Origin of the sequence: Peptoclostridium acidaminophilum DSM 3953 (genome assembly GCF_000597865.1) — a bacterium.
In the GTDB taxonomy this organism is placed as follows: domain Bacteria; phylum Bacillota; class Clostridia; order Peptostreptococcales; family Peptostreptococcaceae; genus Peptoclostridium_A; species Peptoclostridium_A acidaminophilum.
On sequence record NZ_CP007452.1, the window covers coordinates 958,866 to 977,807 of the forward strand.

An 18,942-nucleotide genomic window follows, 5' to 3' on the forward strand; every position below is an offset into this window, starting at 1 on the left:
GGGTGAAAAGCTTGGAGCTGCTAATTAAAAATGCCAGGATTGTAGACCACGCGCAAGATTTCATTGGAGACATATACATCAAAGACGGGATTATAAATGAAGTTGGAAGAGACATATCAGAAAAAGGCTGCAGAGTTTTCGATGCCTTGGGAATCGTAGTAATGCCTGCATTCACAGATCTTCACGTCCACTTCAGGGAGCCGGGATTTACCTACAAGGAGGACATAGAAAGCGGCAGCCGCGCCGCTGCAAGAGGCGGCTACACCACGGTAAATCTAATGGCCAACACAAATCCGCCCTGCAGCAGCATGGACATAGTCAACCAGGTCATGGAGAGGGTGGGCAGCGTAGGCCTTGTCGACGCATTCCAGTGCGTGAGCATAACAAGCGGAATGCAGGGAGATGAAATATCGCACCTGGACTTAATAACGGAGCCTGTAAAATGCTTATCAGACGATGGCAAGGGAGTTGCCAGCTCTGGGCTTATGCTCAAGGCCATGCAAAAGTGCAAAGAAAAAGGCCTGGTCATAATGTCTCATGCGGAGGATGCGAGCATATCCAAGGATGATTACAGACTCGCCGAGAACCTTATGACATGGAGAGATTTGCAGCTCTGCAGAGAGAGTGGAGCCCATCTCCACATGTGCCACGTAAGCACGAAGGAAGCAATAGATTATATCACGCAGGCAAAGCTCGAAGGACTTAATGTCACATGTGAGGTCGCGCCGCACCACATATATGCGACAGACTCATTGGACTACAAAGTCAATCCGCCTTTTAGAAAGATGTCAGACATAGAGGCCATAATAGCTGCAATAAAGCTGGGAATAGTAGACGCCATAGCAACTGACCATGCGCCTCACACGAGTGAAGACAAGCGGCAAGGCGCACCGGGAATATCAGGCATTGAAACGTCATTCCCATTATGTTATACAAGCCTTGTAAAAAAAGGGCATATTGACCTTTGCAAGCTTTCGGATATAATGTCAAGGAGACCTGCAGAAATACTTGGAATAAACAAGGGCAGAATAGGAGTTGGCTGCGAGGCGGACCTTGTGATTGTCGACATTGAAGATTGTTATGAGATAGATCCTCAAAAATTCGCATCAAAGGGCAAGAACACTCCATTTGCAGGAGACAAGGTGTACGGCAAGGTGCTGATAACATTCAAATCCGGCAGGATTGTTTACGATTACAAAGACGAATAGACAGGGGCGATAAAAATGATAATAGACAAGCTTTATGAGCAGGTGGAGAGCAAGGGCAATTCATGCGTGGGTCTGGACACAGACATAAGCTACATACCAAAAGGACTAATGAGCCTGCACGCAAACTTTGAAGATGCTATATTCGAATATAACAGAAGGATAATAGACGCCACTTTGGATGTGACATCATGCTACAAGCTTCAGATTGCATACTATGAAGCATACGGAATAAAAGGGCTAATGGCCTACAAGAAGACTCTAGAATACATCAAGAGCAAGGGAGCCGTATCAATAGGCGACATAAAAAGAGGCGACATTTCAAAGACTGCCGAGATGTATGCCAAGGCGCATTTCGAGGGCGATTTCGAGACAGACTTCATAACGCTCAGCCCGTACATGGGAATGGACAGCATAGAACCGTACATCCCTTACATGAAGGAAAAGAATAAAGGCGTGTTCGTGCTGCTTAGAACTTCTAATCCAGGAGCCAAGGACATACAATATATACAGACACAAAGCGGCGACAGGGTGTACGACCAGGTGGGCGAGATGATAGCCAGTATGGGCAAGCAGGTAATGGGCGAGTGCGGCTACAGCTCAATAGGAGCAGTCGTGGGATGCACACACGCTGAGGAAGGCGAGAAGATAAGGTCCAAATTCAGCGACACATTCTTCCTGATACCCGGATACGGTGCCCAGGGCGGCAAGGGTGACGACGTGAAGGTATACCTAAGGGATGGCAACGGAGGAGTAGTAAACTCATCAAGAGGAATACTCCTGGCATACAAGGGTAAGGAAGACGGGGAAAGAAGATTCGACGAGTATGCAAGAGAAGAAGTTATACGGATGAACAAGGATCTTAGGGGGTAGTCATGAAATCAAAATATGTAGAAGCGGCAGTATACAAGAATGAGCAGATTTCAGACTGCGTCTTCAGACTCAGCGTAAAGGGCAGCTTTGATGTGAAGCCGGGGCAGTTTTTCATGCTGAGGGCATGGGGCCAGGAACCGTTGCTTTCAAGGCCCATAAGCGTGCATGATGTTGATGACGAAAAGATTACATTCCTCTACCATGTTGTGGGAAGGGGCACTCAGATCTTTTCAAAGCTAAGGGAAGGTGACGATATAAGCCTACTAGGGCCTCTGGGCAACGGCTTTGAATTGGACATGCTTAAAGGCAAGGTTGCGCTCGTTGGGGGCGGAATAGGCGTAGCGCCTCTCAACTACCTCTACAAGAAGCTTTCGATGAATGAAGGTGTGGAAGTCAGCTTTCATGCGGGATACAGAAGCCAGCCCTTTGGACTTGAATGCATACAGGGCTCATGCAGCCTTCTGAATATTGCAACTGAAGATGCCTGCGTGGGCGAGAAGGGCTATATAATAGATTATTTCGAGCCTAAGCTTTACGATATCGTAGTATGCTGCGGACCAGAGATAATGATGTCGAAGCTGATAAAAAAATGCGAGGCTGCGGGAGTGCCGATACTGGTGTCGATGGAGAAGAAAATGGCATGCGGCATAGGAGCGTGCCTTGTATGCACATGCAAAACAAAGGATGGAAACAAGAGGAGCTGCGCTGACGGCCCTGTTTTCCTGGGAAGCGAGCTGATATTAAATGACTAGTGTGAATATATGTGGAGTTGAACTCAAGAATCCGGTTATAGCAGCATCGGGAACCTTCGGATTCGGCGGAGAATTTTCCGATTATTTCGATGTGTCAAGACTCGGGGGCATATCGTCCAAAGGCCTCACGCTTGCCCCGAAGCAGGGGAATGACGGCGTAAGAATGCACGAGGTCAGAAGCGGCATGATGAACAGTGTAGGACTTCAAAATCCAGGCGTAGAGGCCTTCATAAAAGACGAGCTGCCTCAGATGGAAAAAATGAATACGGCCGTAATAGCAAACCTGGGCGGCTCTACCATAGAAGACTATGTGAGGGCTGCGGTGATGCTCGACAAGAGCAGCATAGACATTCTCGAGCTCAACATATCATGCCCCAATGTAAAAGAGGGCGGCATGGCCTTCGGAATAAAATCATGCGTGGCATACGAGATTGTAGGTGAAGTCAGGAAGGCCACAAGTAAGCCTCTAATGGTGAAGCTCTCGCCTAACGCCGAGGACATATGCGACATGGCAATAAACTGCTGCAAGGCTGGTGCTGATGCCATATCGCTTGTGAATACATTCAAAGGCATTGCAATAGACATAAAGAGCAGAAAACCGGTTTTTGAAAATATTTCGGCCGGCGTTTCAGGACCTGCAATAAAGCCAATGGCCCTTAGAATGGTATATGAGGTATGCGGCTGCGTGGACGTGCCGGTAGTCGGCATGGGCGGAATATCAACATATGAAGACGCCATAGAATTCATTATGGCCGGCTCGCATGCAATCCAGGTTGGAACGGCCAACTTCATAAAGCCCGACATATGCGTGGACATAATAGAAGGAATAGAAGCCTTCATGGCAAGGGAAGGCATAAAGAGCCTTGAAGAGATCAGAGGCATAATAAAATAACGTTGCGAGGAGAGAATCTAATGAATTCGACTGAAAATATGGTATTGGAAGAACTAAGGGCGTCAGAGGCTCTGCTGGAAGGACATTTTCTTTTGTCTTCAGGAAAGCACAGCAACAAGTACTGCCAGTGCGCAAAGCTGCTTCAGTATCCGCAGAGAGCTGAAAAGGTGGTCTCTGTAGTAGCAGAGCAGCTCAAGGATGTTGATTTTGACATGGTAGTAGGACCGGCAATGGGCGGAATAGTAGTGGCCTACGAGCTTGCAAGACAAGTCAAAAAGCCAGGCATATTCACAGAAAGAGTTGACGGCGAAATGGCTCTTAGAAGGGGCTTTGAAATAAAGCCGGGACAAAAGGTCATAATATCAGAGGACGTCATAACTACAGGCAAGTCATCGCTCGAGGTTGTAAAGCTGATAGAGAGTATGGGAGCGCAGGTAGTGGCTCTATGCGCCATAGTAGACAGGACAGGCGAAGGCGCAAGCATGCCGTTTCCTGTATACAGCGCAATAAGGCTTGAATTTGAAACATACGACAGCGCAGAATGCCCAATGTGCAAGCAGGGCATAGAGTACGTAAAGCCGGGCAGCAGGAATATTAAGTAGCAGAAGGCTATAAAAATTTTAAAAACACAAAATAAAAGCAAAAAGTATGGCAACAACGCCAGCCTTTTTGCTTTTTTATTTTGGAACCATTTATATTTTCAGCTCGCCGAGCACCTCTCCGGAAAGAATGTCTATGAGCCTTATGTTTGAATCCTCTATTATTGCAACCGAGTGAGAGGAGTCTTTAGGCAGCGATGTGCTTCCCGGATTAAGTACCACCAGGCCTTCATCCCTTCTAAGCTCCTTTATGTGTGTGTGGCCGTAAACAAAAAGATTGAAGCCGCATCTTTTCGCGTAGGCAACAGTGTCATCCAAAGGCTCCTTGTAGCCGTGGCACACCATCATCTTGATACCGCCAACGTGCATTACAATATAAGGAGACTGTATCGGATGGCTTATTACCATCTGGTCGACATCTCCGTCGCAGTTCCCGGATACAAAAAATATGTTGCTCAGGCTGTTTAGCTTTTCGACAACATCCTTTGGCGAGTATCCTTCAGGCAGCGGATTCCGGGGCCCATGATAGAGTATGTCGCCGGCGTGTATAATGTAGTCGCAGCTGCCTATGGCTTCAAGAGCTTTGTTAAGGTAATACAGACTTCCATGCGTATCGCTTATTATTCCGATTTTCATTATATGCCTCCTACAGGAATTTTTCCTTTACTTTTGACCAGAATTCGTAGTTGCGCAGCCTTAGAAAGCGCACTGTCATATCTGAGGTGGTCACTGAGATTTTATTTATTTCTGTACGCTTGAACTCTATACCGTCAGATACAAGTAGAAGCGAGTTTTCGAATGTGTCTTCAGAAATTATTTCAATAACTGAAGCTTCAGGCAGCACTATGCTAGAGGTGAATGATCTGTAAGCCGTTGTGTTTATAGGCGCAAGAGGCGTCACCTGAATCAGGTTCAGGCTCGGATCGACAATGCTTCCTCCTGCCGAGTAGTTGTAAGCTGTTGAACCGCTGGGTGTTGATACAATAAGTCCGTCGCCGCTGAATTTTTCTATAAAATTACCGTTCACGCTTATGTTAAGATGTACAGTCCTGGACATTCCGCTTTTTATTACAATCTCATTAAGTCCCAGTATGCTGGATGTGTTTTCTGATGTATGCACTACTGCCTGTATGGGTCTTGCCTTTTGGATGAAAAAATCTCCGCGCAGATAGGCATGTATAAATTCTTCTATTTCATTAGGATGTATCTCCTGGAAAAAGCCGAGATGACCAGTGTTTATTCCTACCAGCGGTATTTTGGGAAAGTTATATTTATGCAGGGTGTTTAGGAAAGAGCCGTCTCCGCCTATGCATATTATAAGCTCTGCCCTGGCGTCGAAATCGTCAGGTACGACAAATCCGTATGATTCAAGTGCATGCTTCAATTTTGGCAGAAGTTCAAGCGAGTAAGGCTGCTCATTAGTCGATATGTATATTATCCGTTTCAATTCAATGCCGCACCTCTCTTTTTATGAATATCGTATGATTAATTATAACATAAAATGGATTCGAATTTAGAAAATATCACTTAAATAAGCTATTGGAAAAAGGGAAGGACTGTGAGACAATATTGTATGAATAACATTCAAAGGATGGTGCAGTTTGATTAACAGAGAAAAGCAAAGGCATAACCTTATAACTTATAAATGCACGGAGCACGGCATAACCCTAAGAGAAGTGCTCGAAGACAGGCTGAGCATGTCCTCCAGGTTCATATCTGGCCTTAAGAGGGAGAAAAGCGTGTTTGTAAACAGGAAGGCCAGAAAATTCGACTACAGGCTTGAAGAGGGTGACATCATTGAGATACGCATAAACGAGGAACCCAGCGAATTCAAGCCTGAGGACATAGATCTCCAGGTGGTTTACGAGGATTTCGACATATTAGTTGTCGACAAGCCGCCTTACATGGTGGTTCACCCGACAAAGAGCCACGACGAGTCGACTCTTGCAAATGCAGCAGCCTACTATTTCAAAAGCAGGAACGAGAAGATGAAGATCAGATTCGTCAACAGACTCGATATGAACACATCAGGTCTTGTAGTGATTGCCAAGAACCCGTATGCGCATCATATCATTTCTGAAGACATGGCTAAGGACCAGGTTGAAAAAAAATACCTTGCAATAGTCAAGGGAATACCTGAAAGTGAAGAGGGCACAATAGACATACCTATATATAGGCCCACAGAGGACAGTATAAAAAGGACGGCAGACTCCAGAGGGCAAAGTGCAGTTACGCATTACAAGATAAGAGAAAGGCTTGAAGATGCGGCTCTGCTTGAGGTTAGAATTGAAACGGGGAGAACGCATCAGATACGGGTTCATCTAAGTCACATAGGGCTCCCGATAATAGGTGACGAGCTCTACGGGTATGTGGATGAGAGCCTCATAAAAAGGCAGGCTCTGCACGCCTGCGGTCTGGAGCTCCTGCAGCCGAGACTCAGGGAGAGAATAGAGCTTCAGGCCGGGTTGCCCTCCGACTTTGTGAGCCTCATTGAAAAATTGAAATCAAAGTAAAAAAAGAGAGGATTATTTAATCCTCTCTTTCTCCTTATAACTACATATGTTCTTCGATGTATTCGCAGATTTGCTTTATTGTCTTGAAGTTTTCAGCGTCCTCATCAGGAACTTCAATATCGAACTCATCTTCAATAGCCATGACTATTTCAACAGCGTCAAGAGAGTCAGCTTCAAGGTCTTCTATAAGCGAAGTCTGCATTCCTATATCATCAACTTCATCAATCCCTAATTGATCGGCAACAATAGTTTTCACTTTTTCAAATATCATAAGTATATAACCTCCACGAATAATAGTTTCTTTGATTTTTCATATAGTAGTTTAATATACCAGCAGACATTTTTCAATACGTAATAACGAAATAAATAATTAAAATATTAGCCATGCAATTTATGGTATAATTATTGAAAAAATTGGAGATGTACAATGGATATTTTACATAAAATAAATAAAGCAAGATTTGTGACAACGTTTCCAAGTAATGCTTGCAGAGTTGCAGCCAGGGTATTAAACTATAGATGGACAAATCCAAATATATAAAAAATAAAGTGAGGGGAAATTATGGCCATTACAATAAAAGATGTTGCGAAAAGATCGGGGGTTTCAATCTCGACAGTCTCGCGTGTTATTAACAATTCCAAGCCAGTAAGCAGTGATATAAGACAACGGGTAATGGCTGTAATTGATGAGACAGGGTATGTTCCAAACACTGTAGCAAGAAGCCTTGTCACGAAGAAAAGCCAGGTAATAGGTGTAATAGTCCCTGACATGTCCAATATATTCATAGGGGAGCTGCTAAACGGTATAGAGGAAGTAGGAAAAATGTACGGCTACGACATACTGCTTTGCAACAGCTACGGCGGCGCCGAGGAGGAGCTTAGATATATAAATCTGCTCCAGTCAAAGCAGGTGGCAGGGATAATATTCGTGTCGTGGAGAATTGAAGACAAACATGTCCAAACGATAAAAAACACGGGTCTGCCGTGCGTATATATAAGCAAGAATGCCAAGGATTTCGATGTCTACTCAGTCGGAATAGACTACTACAAGGCGGCCTACGAAATGACAAACTACCTTGTTTCTAAAGGGCACAAAAGCATAGCATTCCTAAGAAGCAGGTTCGAATACACAAACGAAGAGTCCGACAGATTCAACGCTTTCAAAAATGCTCTCGATGAGCACGGCCTTAAGATTGATTACGATATGGTAAAGGCTGGTCACATAACAAGCGAATCGGGATACAACATGATGTGCGAGATACTCGACTCTGGAAAGCGCCCTGATGCTGTTTTCGCCACAAACGACGAGACAGCGGCAGGAGCCATCAACTGCATACTCGACAGGGGCCTTAGGGTACCCGAGGACATATCGGTTGCAGGCTTTGACGATACAAGGGTGGCCACGCTCATAAGACCTACGGTTACAACGATAAGGCAACCGATATACGACATTGGGGCGGTATCTATAAGGATGATAATAAAGATGATAAAAAAAGAAACTATCGATGCAAAAGTTGTAGACCTTCCATATGAGCTCGTAGAGAGAAAAAGTGTAAAGTAAGCAGCATTAGAGGTGAAAGTCTTGGTTCAGGATTATAAAACCTTGCACGGACGCGGCGAGGATGAAATAGAAATCGAAAAATCAGTATTCATAGGGCACTCTGCGCCCGTAGCCTCGGAGGATGAGGCCAGAGCTTTCATAGAAGCCGTAAGGCAAATGCACAAGGAAGCCACCCACAATGTATGGGCCTATACAATAGGGATGAATATGGAGATACAAAGATATAGCGATGACGGCGAGCCCAAAGGTACGGCAGGCATACCGGTGCTTGAGGTCATGAAGAAAGAAGAACTCAGAAATGTTGCAGTTGTGGTTACAAGGTATTACGGCGGCGTGAAGCTCGGTGCAGGAGGCCTTGTAAGGGCCTACACCAAGGGAGCAAAGATAGCCCTTGATTCGGGTCGAATAGTCACAAAACAGCTCTATAAGGAGCTGTTTATAAGTGTTGAATACCACCAGCTGGGCAAGCTTCAAAATGAGTTTTCAAACAGAGGCTTCATAATAAAGGATATTGAATATGCTGAAAATGTCAGGCTTACTATATATGCGCCGAGCGAGCAGCTGGCGGACATTAAAAAGCTTGCAACAGACATTACAAGCGCTGCTGCCCAGCTTGAAGAAGGCGAGAACTTCTACCTTTCATACGACGTCAGCGGTAATGTCATATTAGACTAGGAGCAATATATTTGTGCTGGGAGGATATCATGGGGAAAATAGAGCAGAACAAAAGCAAAATGCTTGGAATGAAAAAATGGGCAGTAGTGGGTGTGACGCAGGACGAGTCAAGGTTCGGCTATAAAATCTACAAGCTGATGAAATCCAAAGGCTACAGCGTATATGGCGTAAATCCAAAGTATAGCGAGGTAGACGGAGACAAGGTGTATGGATCACTCAGAGATTTGCCGGAGAGCGTCGAGTGCGTAGACGTTATAGTAAATCCTGGAGTTGCGCTCAGGCTGCTGGATGAAATCAGTGAGCTTGGGATAAAGCATGTGTGGTTTCAGCCGGGTTCGTATGACGATGATGTCATACAAAAGGCAGAAGAGCTGGGACTTGATATAGTTTACGATTATTGCGTATACGCCGAGATTTTATAGCGGCGGATGCAGCAAAGCTTTTATATATAGGGAGTGAACACTATGCTTACGGTTGAACAAAAAATTGAGAAAACAGTGGAATGGCTAAGAGAAAAGGTCGAAGAATCCAGGACTAGCGGCATATTGGTAGGCCTTTCAGGAGGAATAGACTCGGCGGTAGTAGCCTTCCTTATAAAAAAGGCTTTTCCAAACGACTCGCTCGGAGTGATAATGCCCATAAAAAGCAGTGAAACAGACAGGGAGCATGCTCTTGAGCTTGTGGAGAGCTGCGGCATAGACCACATGGAGATTGATCTTACAGCCGTGCAGGACTCGGTTCTGGGAAGCGTATTCACAAAACTCCAGGATATGGGGAAATACAAAGAGCACAACGCCAGGATTTCAGACGCGAATCTAAGGGCCAGGCTGAGGATGAGCACGCTTTATACAGTTGCAAACAACCTCAACTACCTTGTGGCAGGAACGGACAACGCGGCAGAGGTTTACACCGGATACTTCACAAAATACGGGGACGGCGGTGTGGACATACTCCCGATATCCAATATTCTCAAAAGGGAAGTCTACGAATGGGCCAGGACTTTGGGAGTGCCTGCAAGCATAATAGAAAAGGCGCCTTCCGCGGGGCTCTGGGAAGGGCAGACTGACGAAAACGAGATGGGCACGACATACGACATGATAGACGATCTGCTTGAAGGAAAGCAAGTGCCTCAAGAGGACAGGGAGATCATAGAAAGGCTTCATGCCAGGTCTGAGCACAAGAGGAACATGCCTCCAAAGCCGCCTGTGTTTTAAGCATATTTACTGAAGTAGATTTTCGTGTTAAAATTAAATGTTTTTAATTATAATAAATGCAATTAAATGCCAAATATTTGAACGACATAATCGTACAGACAAGTAAGGAGTGGAAGTATGGGACGTATTGGAAACATTGTACAAAGAAAAGGTAAGCAGGATGCAAAAAAAGCTCAGATATTCACAAAATTCGGAAGACTTATATCTGTAGCGGCAAGAGAAGGCGGAGCAGACCCTGAATACAACTTCGCTCTCAAGAACGCCATAGAAAAGGCTAAAGAAATGAACATGCCCAACGACAACATAGACAGGGCCATTAAAAAAGGCGCCGGCTCTTCGGAGGGCGAAAACTATGAAACGGTTGTTTACGAAGGCTATGGCCCGGGAGGCGTTGCTGTAATAATAGAGGCGCTTACCGACAACAAAAACAGGACTGCCGGAAACGTGAGATACTATCTTGACAAGAACGGCGGAAATCTTGGAACAAGCGGCTGCGTGAGCTTCATGTTCGACAGGAAGGGCCAGATAATAATAGAGGCGGCTGACGGGGTTTCAGAGGACGACATCATGGAGGTTGCTCTCGAGTCAGGCGCAGAGGACGTAATAGCTGAAGAGGACGGCTTTGTTGTGCTGACTTCTCCGGAGGATTTCCTGGGAGTCAAGGAAGCCCTTTCAAATGCGGGATACGCGCTTGTTGACGCTGATGTGAAAATGCTTCCGCAGACAATTGCCAAGCTTGAGGGCGACAGCGTTACCAAGATGGAGAAGATGCTCGACATGCTCGAGGACGATGATGATGTGCAGCAGGTGCACCACAACTGGGAACAGGACTAGATGATTTTGCAGATTGAGTAAATTTGTGTTTACAGCAATACAGGCAAGGTATATATTGACTAGAACATAAAGCACATCCTATCTTAATAAGTAGGATGTGCTTTTTTAATAAAAATATGCAAAAAGGATGTGACGATAATGATGTCTATGGGACTTATTGCTTTGATAGTTGTCGTAATCGTAGCAGTTGCAGTTTATCTGGCGCGAGGCGGAGACTAGGCAACTTGCCGGATTAAAAAACAAAGAAATTCAACCGTATTGACTGTTAAAATTAATATAAAGCGTGTAAATTGGCAATGAAATTAACTATAATTACGAAAACAGCTAATGTAATGCATGTAACTTTATCCTTGGCGATGTTAATATTATCAAAGACAAGCAAATGACATGAAATCATTAATAGAGACAATATAAAAGGAGGGCATGTATTATGAAGTCTTCGAGTTTACAGCGTGCTGAAATTGAAAGGATTTACGGAAAGATAAGCCCATTTGAGCTAAAGGACAAGCTGATAAGCCTGGCGGAAGCATCAAAGGAAAGCGGGGCCCATTCCTTGCTTGACGCAGGCAGGGGAAACCCAAACTGGACAGCTGCCACGCCAAGAGAGGCATTTTTCACATTCGGACAATTTGCTGTGGAAGAGACGCGCAGAGCATGGAAAGAGACTGACCTTGCAGGAATGCCGCAAAAGAGGGGCATAGCAGAGCGTTTTTACAGCTATATTGAAAAAAATAGCGCGGCTCCGGGAGCGAAGCTTTTAAAGGGAATCATAGATTATGGCATAAATGAAAAAGGTTTTGAGCCCGATGCATGGGTGCACGAGCTGGCTGATGGCATAATAGGAGACAACTATCCCGTGCCTGACAGAATGCTCGTACACGTGGAAAAGATAGTGCACGACTACCTGATGCAGGAGATGTGCTACAACAGGCATCACAGCGGCAAATTCAGCATATTTGCAGTTGAAGGCGCTACAGCGGCAATGTGCTATATATTCGACACTCTAATAGCCAACAATATATTGTCTCAGCGTGACAAGATTGCTATAATGACACCTATATTCACGCCATACCTTGAAATACCTCACTTGCCTCGATATAATTTCGAAGTTGTGGAGCTCGTTGCAAGCGAGACGGATGCAAACGGGGAGCACGTATGGCAGTATCCGCAGTCTGAAATCGACAAGCTGAAGGATCCGTCGATAAAGGCGCTGTTCATAGTCAATCCTAGCAACCCGCCGTCGATAGCCATAAGGCCTCAGACAATAGCGCAGCTTTCAGAGGTCATAAAAAGCCATAACCCGGACCTTATGATAATATCTGATGACGTCTATGGCACTTTTGTGGATGATTTCCACTCGCTCATGGCCGACCTGCCATACAACACTATAGGGGTATATTCGTATTCGAAGTATTTCGGAGTCACAGGCTGGAGGCTCGGGACTATTGCGCTCTACGAGGACAATGTATTTGACAAGCTCTTAGGGGAGCTTTCGGATGACAAGAAGGAAAGGGCCAGAAGAAGATACTCTGCGCTTTCGACAAATCCGCACGAGATAAAGTTCATAGACAGGATTGTTGCTGACAGCAGGCAGGTGGCGCTTAATCACACTGCAGGACTTTCCACGCCGCAGCAGGTTCAGATGGCATTCTTTTCGGCGTTTGCCCTGCTTGACAAGGAGAACAACTACAAGAACCTTACAAAGGATATATGCCGCCGCAGACAGAAGCTCCTGTTTGACGGGCTTGGCATGGAGGTAAGAAAGGACAGCTTTGATGCGGCGTACTACACGCAGTTCGATTTGCTGCAATGGGCCGAGCAACACTACGGAGAGGGCTTTGCCGGCTACCTTGAGGAGAACTACAAGCCTTACGACGTGCTGCTCATGCTTGCAGAGGAATCCTCGATAGTCCTGCTGAGCGGAGGCGGATTCCACGGGCCTGAGTGGTCCATTAGAATATCGCTGGCCAACCTTAGCGACGAGTCCTATTCAAAGATTGGAGAGGTGCTTAGAAGGATACTCGAGAGGCTTGTGGAGTCATGGAAAAACGGTACAAAATAAAGGCATGAAATAAAAAGGACCAGACGGTCCTTTTTTATTTTGCAGCTATATATTATAATTATATAGAATATATGTTTGGAGGTCGCCATGTACAATTACATAAAGGGCAGAGTTGAGGACATAAGCGAAGGTTTCGTGGTTTTAGAAAGCAGCGGAATAGGTTATAATATAAATGCCACTTTCGGGACAATTTCAAGACTCTCTTTGGGAGAAGAAATAAAGCTGCACGTAAAGCTCATAGTCAGAGAGGACGAGATGAGTATATACGGTTTTGGGACAAGGGATGAAAAGGAAATGTTCGAGCTGCTTATAGGGGTATCGAGCATCGGGCCAAGGTCCGCCATAAACATACTCTCGTTTCCGGAGTCAGGCAGCATCGCGGGATATATAATGAATGCGGACATAAGGTCGCTCTCGAAGTTTCCCGGCGTAGGGAAAAAAACCGCGGAGAGGATAGTCTTAGAGCTCAGGGACAAGCTCAGTAAGCGCGGATGGACAGAGCAGGAGTGCGCTTTAAGTGAAATTCCAGAGCATAGCGAGCTGGATGAGGCGGTCCAGGCGCTTGCGGCGCTCGGATACAGTGAAAGCGAGGCCAGGGCCGCGGCTGCAAAGGCGGCGGAAACTGCCCAGGGCACGCAGGAGCTCATTAAACTATCGTTCAAATATCTGGCTAGATAGAAAGAGGTATTATAATGCTCAATTATGAAAACAGAATGATTACATCTGGGTTAAAGCCTGAGGATTTCGACATAGAAAACAGTCTCAGACCGAAAACTCTGGGCGACTATCTGGGGCAGGAGAAGGTAAAGCAGCAGCTTGACATATTCATACAGGCTGCAAGGCACAGGAGCGAGCAGCTCGACCATGTGCTTTTGTACGGACCGCCGGGACTGGGCAAGACAACGCTTTCGAACATAATAGCCAGCGAGATGGGCGTGGCAATCAAGATAACATCGGGACCCGCCATTGAAAAGGCCGGAGATCTTGCGGCCGTGCTTACCGGGCTTTCGGAGAATGATGTGCTCTTTATTGACGAGATACACAGGATAAACAGGAGCATAGAGGAAGTCCTGTATCCTGCGATGGAGGATTTTTGCATAGACATAATGATAGGCAAAGGCCCTTCAGCAAAGTCAATAAGGCTTGACCTGCCAAAATTCACGCTCATAGGCGCCACAACCAGGGCGGGCATGCTGACATCGCCGCTTCGCGATAGATTCGGTGTTATTTGCAAGCTGGATATATACAGTGACGAGGAGCTCTGCGGCATAATTAAAAGATCAGCAGGCATACTAGGAGTGGACATAGATGAAAACGGAACTGCCGAGATTTCAAGAAGATCCAGAGGTACGCCACGGATTGCCAACAGGCTCCTCAAAAGGGTAAGGGACTACGCTCAGGTTGTAAAGGACGGACGAATCGATGAAGAGACGGCAAGAGAAGCCCTCGAGCTGCTTGAGATAGACAGGCTCGGACTTGACGATATCGACAAGAGAGTAATACTTGCGATAATACAAAAATTCGACGGAGGTCCTGTAGGGCTTGACACAATGGCGGCGGCCGTGAACGAGGACAGGAACACTATAGAGGACGTCATAGAGCCTTACCTGATTCAAAAGGGCCTCCTCACAAGAGGCCCCAGAGGCAGGAGCGCAACCAGGAACGCCTACGAGCATTTCAACATAGAGGCCAAATAGGCGCTGCATGGAAGGTGATTGTTTTGCTTGGCAAGAATTTGATTTTGATGGGGATTGTCCTTATTGTAATAGGCGTATTATTTACTTTGGGAAGCCGCCTTGGCATAGGCAGGCTCCCGGGAGACATATTCATAAAAAAAGGCAACATGACCTTTTATTTTCCTGTTGTGACGTCAATAGTCATAAGTATAGTGCTTACTTTGATATTAAATCTTTTTAGAAAATAGGAGGTAGACAAATGTCAAAAAAGATTGTCAAGGCGGCCTGTGCGGCTTTTTTAGCGCTGGCCTTGGCGGTAGTTTCAGCGGAAGGGGCTGCATATGCGGCGACAAGGCAGTCGGTGCCCGAATACATAAATGTAGGCCTTAGATTTGGATCCACGGCTGCGCAAACTGTAAGCCTTAGCTCGCAGGATGAGCTCCAGGCCGCGAAAACAGGAGGCGGCAAGCTGGCGGACCTTGGGGAAGAGCAGGTGGCGCTTGTAAAAGACACTGCGCCATACCATATTGAACTGGACGAGAGTTTCGGCAGCTACAGCGAGGCTGTCCGCGAGCTGCAGGATATGGACATTGAAGAAGGCTATGCCTATTATGATGGCAGCTGGAAGGTGTACATAGGCAGCTATGCCGGCAGAGACGATGCCGATGCATACGCCCAGGAGCTTAAAGATCAATTCGAGGGAGAATACGCTTTTGAAGCCGCAGCCTCACAGGGCAAGAATATAAACGTGACAGCTGGAAGCGGAGATATAATAATGTCCTACGACTCCTCGGAAGGCGTCCAAATAGAGAGCACCTCAGGCTATCCGGTTTCTGTTGACGGCAAGCGCTACAGGGGAGCCATAATATGCAAGAGGCTCTCAACAGGCGACATGACAGTCATAAACAGGGTCAGGCTTGAGGAGTATTTGTATGGTGTTGTGCCGAAGGAGATGTCGGGAAGCTGGCCGCTAGAGGCTCTAAAGGCGCAGGCCATAGCAGCAAGGAACTACACGGCAATAAGTCTGGGCAAGCACTCGAGCCAGGGCTTCGACATATGCAATACCACGGACTGCCAGGTGTATGGGGGCTATGACTCAGAGGCCAAAAATTCAAATGCGGCTGTCGATTCCACGGCCGGCAGGTTAATGACATATGACGGAAGCCTTGTGCAGGCGTTCTACCATTCAAACAGCGGAGGAATGACTGAAAACTCAGAAAATGTCTGGTCGGCCAAGCTCCCGTATCTAAGGGGTGTAAGTGACGAATTTTCTCTGGGAGCTCCCAACGATACATGGACAGTTGCGCTTTCAAGTGAGCAGCTTCAGACCCTGCTTGCCGGAAGCAGCGCCGAAATCGGTGAACTTAAAAGTGTTAGTGTGGCCCAAAAGTCTGAAAACGGAAGGGTCATAGAGCTCGAGGTTGTCGGCAGCCAGGGAAGCAAGACATTTCAGAAGGAATCCATAAGAAAGGTAATAGGCTACAATACATTGAAAAGTACATACTTTGACTTGCAACCAGCCGAAGGAACACAGCAGGGGGTAAAGGTCGTATCTGCATCGGGTATGCAGAGTCTGGATATGTCAAAAGCCAAAGTTATGACTTACGGCGGCAATGAGGTTTCATGGAGCAGCATCTCCAGCATGTATGTGCAAAATTCAGCGAAAAAGGCTCGCCTGAGCATTTCTCAGGAGGCGGCGCAGCAGTATGTTTTCAATGGCAGGGGCTGGGGCCACGGCCTTGGAATGAGTCAGTGGGGTGCAAAAAAAATGGCCGATTCCGGGTACAGCTATATTGAAATACTCAAGCATTATTATACAGGTGTAGAAATTGAATAGTGAAGGGACGAAATCTAATTTGAAAACAAGCGATTTTTATTTTGAACTCCCCGAAGAGCTCATAGCCCAAACCCCTATTAAAAAAAGGGATGAGTCAAGGCTAATGGTAGTCTCGAAGCAAACAGGGGAGATAGAACACAGGAAATTCAGGGACATAGCAGGTTATCTTAGAAAAGGTGATGTGCTGGTGCTCAACGATACTCGAGTGCTCCCTGCAAGGCTTATAGGAGAAAAGATTCCAACAGGAGCCAAGATGGAATTTCTGCTGCTTAAAAGAATTGACATGGACACCTGGCAGGTGATGGTCAAGCCGGGCAAGAGGGCAAAGCCGGGAAGCGAGTTCAGCTTCGGAGACGGCAGGCTTAGAGCCAGGGTCGAGGACATATCGGATGAGGGAACAAGGATAGTAAGATTTGAATACGAGGGCGTGTTTGAAAGCGTGCTTGACGAACTTGGGAGCATGCCGCTGCCGCCTTATATAAAAGAGACGCTTCAGGACAAGGAAAGATACCAGACTGTATACTCAAGGCATGTGGGATCTGCTGCAGCCCCTACCGCGGGACTTCACTTCACGCCGGAGCTGCTGGAAGAGATCAGGGCCATCGGGGTGGAGATTGCTTATATAACTCTGCACGTGGGTCTTGGAACCTTCAGGCCGGTGAAGATGGAGAGAATAGAGGAACACCAGATGCATTCGGAATTCTATACGATAGAGCAGAGCGAGGCCGACAAGATAAACCTGGCCAAGTCTTCCGGCAACAGAGTCATAGCCGTAGGCACAACAAGCTGCAGGACTCTGGAGACGGCCGCCGACAGCACCGGCAGGCTCCATGCCAGCAGCGGCTGGACCGACATATTCATATACCCGGGCTACAAATTCAAGATTATTGATGCCATAATCACCAACTTTCACCTCCCTGAATCCACACTCATAATGCTCGTGAGCGCTTTTTCAACAAGGGAACGGGTGATTGGGGCTTACAATGAGGCTGTAAAGGAAGGGTACAGATTTTTCAGTTTTGGCGATTCCATGTTCATATACTAAAAAGACCTAAAAAGGAGAAAAAAGAAAATATGGCAATAAGATACGAACTAATCAAAGTCTGCAAGCAGACCGGCGCCAGGCTGGGCAAGCTCCATACGCCGCATGGGGTGATAGACACGCCGATATTCATGCCAGTTGGAACACAGGCAACTGTCAAGGCGATGACTCCAGAGGAGCTCAAGGAAATAGAGGCTCAGATAATACTCAGCAACACATACCACCTCTATATAAGGCCGGGCCACGATATAGTTAAAAAAGCGGGCGGGCTCCATAAGTTCATGAACTGGGACAGGCCCATACTTACAGATAGCGGAGGATACCAGGTGTTCAGCCTTGGGCCGCTGAGAAAGATAAAAGAAGAGGGCGTGGAGTTTCGCTCGCATCTTGACGGCTCCAAGCACTTTATCAGCCCTGAAAAGGCCATAGAAATAGAAAACGCCCTCGGCGCAGATATAATAATGGCATTTGACGAGTGTGCACCTTATCCTGCAGACAGGGAATATGTGAAAAACTCACTCGAGAGAACTACTAGATGGGCCAAAAGGTGCAAGGAGGCGCATAAGAATACTGACAACCAGGCATTGTTTGGAATAATTCAGGGTGGAATGTACAAGGACCTTCGCGAGCAGTCGGCCAGAGAAATCACCGCGATTGACCTGCCGGGCTATGCAATAGGCGGACTTAGTGTTGGAGAGCCAAAGCCGCTTATGTACGAGGTGCTTGACTACACGGTGCCGCTGATGCCGTCGGACAAGCCAAGATACCTAATGGGCGTAGGAAGTCCTGACGACCTCATAGAAGGCGTTCTAAGAGGCATAGACATGTTTGATTGCGTGCTGCCTACAAGGATAGCCAGAAACGGCACTGCGTTCACGAGTGGAGGCAAGGTTGTAGTAAGGAATGCGATCTACCAGGAGGATTTTACGCCTCTTGATCCGGAGTGCGACTGCTACACCTGCAGGAACTATACGAAGGCGTACCTCAGGCACCTTGTAAAGTGCAATGAAATACTCGCTTCAAGGCTTCTGACATACCACAATCTCTATTTCCTTATCAACCTCATGAAAAACGTGAGACAGGCCATAATGGACGACAGGCTCATGGACTTTAGAAATGAGTTTTTTGAAAAGTTTGGTTATGAAAAATAGGATTGAAAATTATTGGAATATGTCTTATTGTAAGATTACAGGGATAGACAATTGGA

Annotated in this window: 21 protein-coding genes; 18 read left to right on the plus strand and 3 right to left on the minus strand. The window is 46.5% G+C overall.

Features of this window, described 5'->3' with window-relative positions; all coding sequences use genetic code 11:
- Positions 1–11 precede the first annotated feature (11 nt).
- Genes EAL2_RS04730 through pyrE form a run of 5 tightly spaced genes read left to right on the plus strand, consistent with a single transcriptional unit; the run spans position 12 to position 4,324 of the window.
- Positions 12–1,208 carry a dihydroorotase gene (locus EAL2_RS04730; protein ID WP_025435258.1) on the plus strand — a complete coding sequence of 399 codons (1,197 nt, stop codon included), beginning with the start codon at positions 12–14 and terminating at the stop codon, positions 1,206–1,208.
- A 15-nt stretch (positions 1,209–1,223) separates the two neighbouring features.
- Positions 1,224–2,078, plus strand: coding sequence for an orotidine-5'-phosphate decarboxylase (gene pyrF, locus EAL2_RS04735; RefSeq protein ID WP_025435259.1), 855 nt, complete (start codon positions 1,224–1,226; stop codon positions 2,076–2,078).
- Between the two features lie 2 nt (positions 2,079–2,080).
- The gene (locus EAL2_RS04740) at positions 2,081–2,830 is read left to right on the plus strand and encodes a dihydroorotate dehydrogenase electron transfer subunit (protein WP_025435260.1); all 750 of its coding nucleotides are present in this window, start codon (positions 2,081–2,083) and stop codon (positions 2,828–2,830) included.
- A complete protein-coding gene (locus EAL2_RS04745) occupies positions 2,823–3,722 on the plus strand; it encodes a dihydroorotate dehydrogenase (protein ID WP_025435261.1) in 900 nt (299 codons plus the stop codon). Before EAL2_RS04740 ends, EAL2_RS04745 begins: the two co-directional genes overlap by 8 nt.
- Before the next feature lie 20 nt (positions 3,723–3,742).
- Complete coding sequence (gene pyrE, locus EAL2_RS04750; RefSeq protein WP_025435262.1) at positions 3,743–4,324, plus strand: orotate phosphoribosyltransferase; 582 nt, start codon at positions 3,743–3,745, stop codon at positions 4,322–4,324.
- Between the two features lie 90 nt (positions 4,325–4,414).
- Here pyrE and yfcE read toward each other — a convergent pair whose 3' ends face one another.
- Positions 4,415–4,957 carry a phosphodiesterase gene (gene yfcE, locus EAL2_RS04755; RefSeq protein WP_025435263.1) on the minus strand — a complete coding sequence of 181 codons (543 nt, stop codon included), beginning with the start codon at positions 4,955–4,957 and terminating at the stop codon, positions 4,415–4,417.
- A 10-nt stretch (positions 4,958–4,967) separates the two neighbouring features.
- Complete coding sequence (locus tag EAL2_RS04760) at positions 4,968–5,768, minus strand: NAD(+)/NADH kinase (RefSeq protein WP_025435264.1); 801 nt, start codon at positions 5,766–5,768, stop codon at positions 4,968–4,970.
- Between the two features lie 154 nt (positions 5,769–5,922).
- Here EAL2_RS04760 and EAL2_RS04765 point away from each other — a divergent pair, with 154 nt between their 5' ends.
- Complete coding sequence (locus EAL2_RS04765) at positions 5,923–6,834, plus strand: RluA family pseudouridine synthase (RefSeq protein ID WP_025435265.1); 912 nt, start codon at positions 5,923–5,925, stop codon at positions 6,832–6,834.
- Between the two features lie 40 nt (positions 6,835–6,874).
- Here EAL2_RS04765 and acpP read toward each other — a convergent pair whose 3' ends face one another.
- Positions 6,875–7,102: an acyl carrier protein gene (gene acpP, locus EAL2_RS04770; RefSeq protein ID WP_025435266.1), complete on the minus strand. Its 228-nt coding sequence runs from the start codon at positions 7,100–7,102 to the stop codon at positions 6,875–6,877.
- 294 nt (positions 7,103–7,396) lie between these two features.
- On the opposite strand from acpP, the gene EAL2_RS04775 reads away from it, so the two are divergent.
- The 12 genes from EAL2_RS04775 (at position 7,397) to tgt (ending at position 18,886) form a co-directional block, all read left to right on the plus strand.
- A complete protein-coding gene (locus EAL2_RS04775; RefSeq protein ID WP_025435267.1) occupies positions 7,397–8,395 on the plus strand; it encodes a LacI family DNA-binding transcriptional regulator in 999 nt (332 codons plus the stop codon).
- Positions 8,396–8,416: 21 nt separating this feature from the next.
- Positions 8,417–9,070 (plus strand): YigZ family protein, encoded by a 654-nt coding sequence (locus EAL2_RS04780; protein ID WP_038601795.1) that lies wholly within the window; start codon positions 8,417–8,419, stop codon positions 9,068–9,070.
- 29 nt (positions 9,071–9,099) lie between these two features.
- Positions 9,100–9,492: a CoA-binding protein gene (locus tag EAL2_RS04785; protein ID WP_025435269.1), complete on the plus strand. Its 393-nt coding sequence runs from the start codon at positions 9,100–9,102 to the stop codon at positions 9,490–9,492.
- Positions 9,493–9,534: 42 nt separating this feature from the next.
- Positions 9,535–10,284, plus strand: coding sequence for an NAD(+) synthase (gene nadE / locus EAL2_RS04790; RefSeq protein WP_025435270.1), 750 nt, complete (start codon positions 9,535–9,537; stop codon positions 10,282–10,284).
- A 117-nt stretch (positions 10,285–10,401) separates the two neighbouring features.
- Positions 10,402–11,118, plus strand: coding sequence for a YebC/PmpR family DNA-binding transcriptional regulator (locus EAL2_RS04795; protein ID WP_025435271.1), 717 nt, complete (start codon positions 10,402–10,404; stop codon positions 11,116–11,118).
- 430 nt (positions 11,119–11,548) lie between these two features.
- Entirely contained in the window at positions 11,549–13,180 is a 1,632-nt protein-coding gene (gene aspD, locus EAL2_RS04800; protein ID WP_025435272.1) for an aspartate 4-decarboxylase, read from the plus strand.
- Positions 13,181–13,267: 87 nt separating this feature from the next.
- The gene (ruvA, locus tag EAL2_RS04805) at positions 13,268–13,858 is read left to right on the plus strand and encodes a Holliday junction branch migration protein RuvA (protein WP_025435273.1); all 591 of its coding nucleotides are present in this window, start codon (positions 13,268–13,270) and stop codon (positions 13,856–13,858) included.
- A gap of 14 nt (positions 13,859–13,872) precedes the next feature.
- Entirely contained in the window at positions 13,873–14,877 is a 1,005-nt protein-coding gene (gene ruvB, locus EAL2_RS04810) for a Holliday junction branch migration DNA helicase RuvB (RefSeq protein WP_025435274.1), read from the plus strand.
- Between the two features lie 14 nt (positions 14,878–14,891).
- Positions 14,892–15,104 carry a DUF2905 domain-containing protein gene (locus EAL2_RS04815; RefSeq protein ID WP_025435275.1) on the plus strand — a complete coding sequence of 71 codons (213 nt, stop codon included), beginning with the start codon at positions 14,892–14,894 and terminating at the stop codon, positions 15,102–15,104.
- Positions 15,105–15,115: 11 nt separating this feature from the next.
- Entirely contained in the window at positions 15,116–16,693 is a 1,578-nt protein-coding gene (locus EAL2_RS04820) for a SpoIID/LytB domain-containing protein (protein WP_025435276.1), read from the plus strand.
- A gap of 19 nt (positions 16,694–16,712) precedes the next feature.
- Entirely contained in the window at positions 16,713–17,738 is a 1,026-nt protein-coding gene (queA, locus tag EAL2_RS04825) for a tRNA preQ1(34) S-adenosylmethionine ribosyltransferase-isomerase QueA (protein ID WP_025435277.1), read from the plus strand.
- A 29-nt stretch (positions 17,739–17,767) separates the two neighbouring features.
- The gene (gene tgt, locus EAL2_RS04830) at positions 17,768–18,886 is read left to right on the plus strand and encodes a tRNA guanosine(34) transglycosylase Tgt (RefSeq protein WP_025435278.1); all 1,119 of its coding nucleotides are present in this window, start codon (positions 17,768–17,770) and stop codon (positions 18,884–18,886) included.
- Positions 18,887–18,942: the final 56 nt, after the last annotated feature.

Coding starts and splice junctions, on each gene's coding strand:
- pyrF (WP_025435259.1), top strand. CDS start 1,224: ATGATAATAGACAAGCTTTATGAGCAGGTGGAGAGCAAGGGCAATTCA.
- EAL2_RS04740 (WP_025435260.1), top strand. CDS start 2,081: ATGAAATCAAAATATGTAGAAGCGGCAGTATACAAGAATGAGCAGATT.
- EAL2_RS04745 (WP_025435261.1), top strand. CDS start 2,823: ATGACTAGTGTGAATATATGTGGAGTTGAACTCAAGAATCCGGTTATA.
- pyrE (WP_025435262.1), top strand. CDS start 3,743: ATGAATTCGACTGAAAATATGGTATTGGAAGAACTAAGGGCGTCAGAG.
- yfcE (WP_025435263.1), bottom strand. CDS start 4,957: ATGAAAATCGGAATAATAAGCGATACGCATGGAAGTCTGTATTACCTT.
- EAL2_RS04775 (WP_025435267.1), top strand. CDS start 7,397: ATGGCCATTACAATAAAAGATGTTGCGAAAAGATCGGGGGTTTCAATC.
- EAL2_RS04785 (WP_025435269.1), top strand. CDS start 9,100: ATGGGGAAAATAGAGCAGAACAAAAGCAAAATGCTTGGAATGAAAAAA.
- nadE (WP_025435270.1), top strand. CDS start 9,535: ATGCTTACGGTTGAACAAAAAATTGAGAAAACAGTGGAATGGCTAAGA.
- EAL2_RS04795 (WP_025435271.1), top strand. CDS start 10,402: ATGGGACGTATTGGAAACATTGTACAAAGAAAAGGTAAGCAGGATGCA.
- aspD (WP_025435272.1), top strand. CDS start 11,549: ATGAAGTCTTCGAGTTTACAGCGTGCTGAAATTGAAAGGATTTACGGA.
- ruvA (WP_025435273.1), top strand. CDS start 13,268: ATGTACAATTACATAAAGGGCAGAGTTGAGGACATAAGCGAAGGTTTC.
- ruvB (WP_025435274.1), top strand. CDS start 13,873: ATGCTCAATTATGAAAACAGAATGATTACATCTGGGTTAAAGCCTGAG.
- EAL2_RS04820 (WP_025435276.1), top strand. CDS start 15,116: ATGTCAAAAAAGATTGTCAAGGCGGCCTGTGCGGCTTTTTTAGCGCTG.
- tgt (WP_025435278.1), top strand. CDS start 17,768: ATGGCAATAAGATACGAACTAATCAAAGTCTGCAAGCAGACCGGCGCC.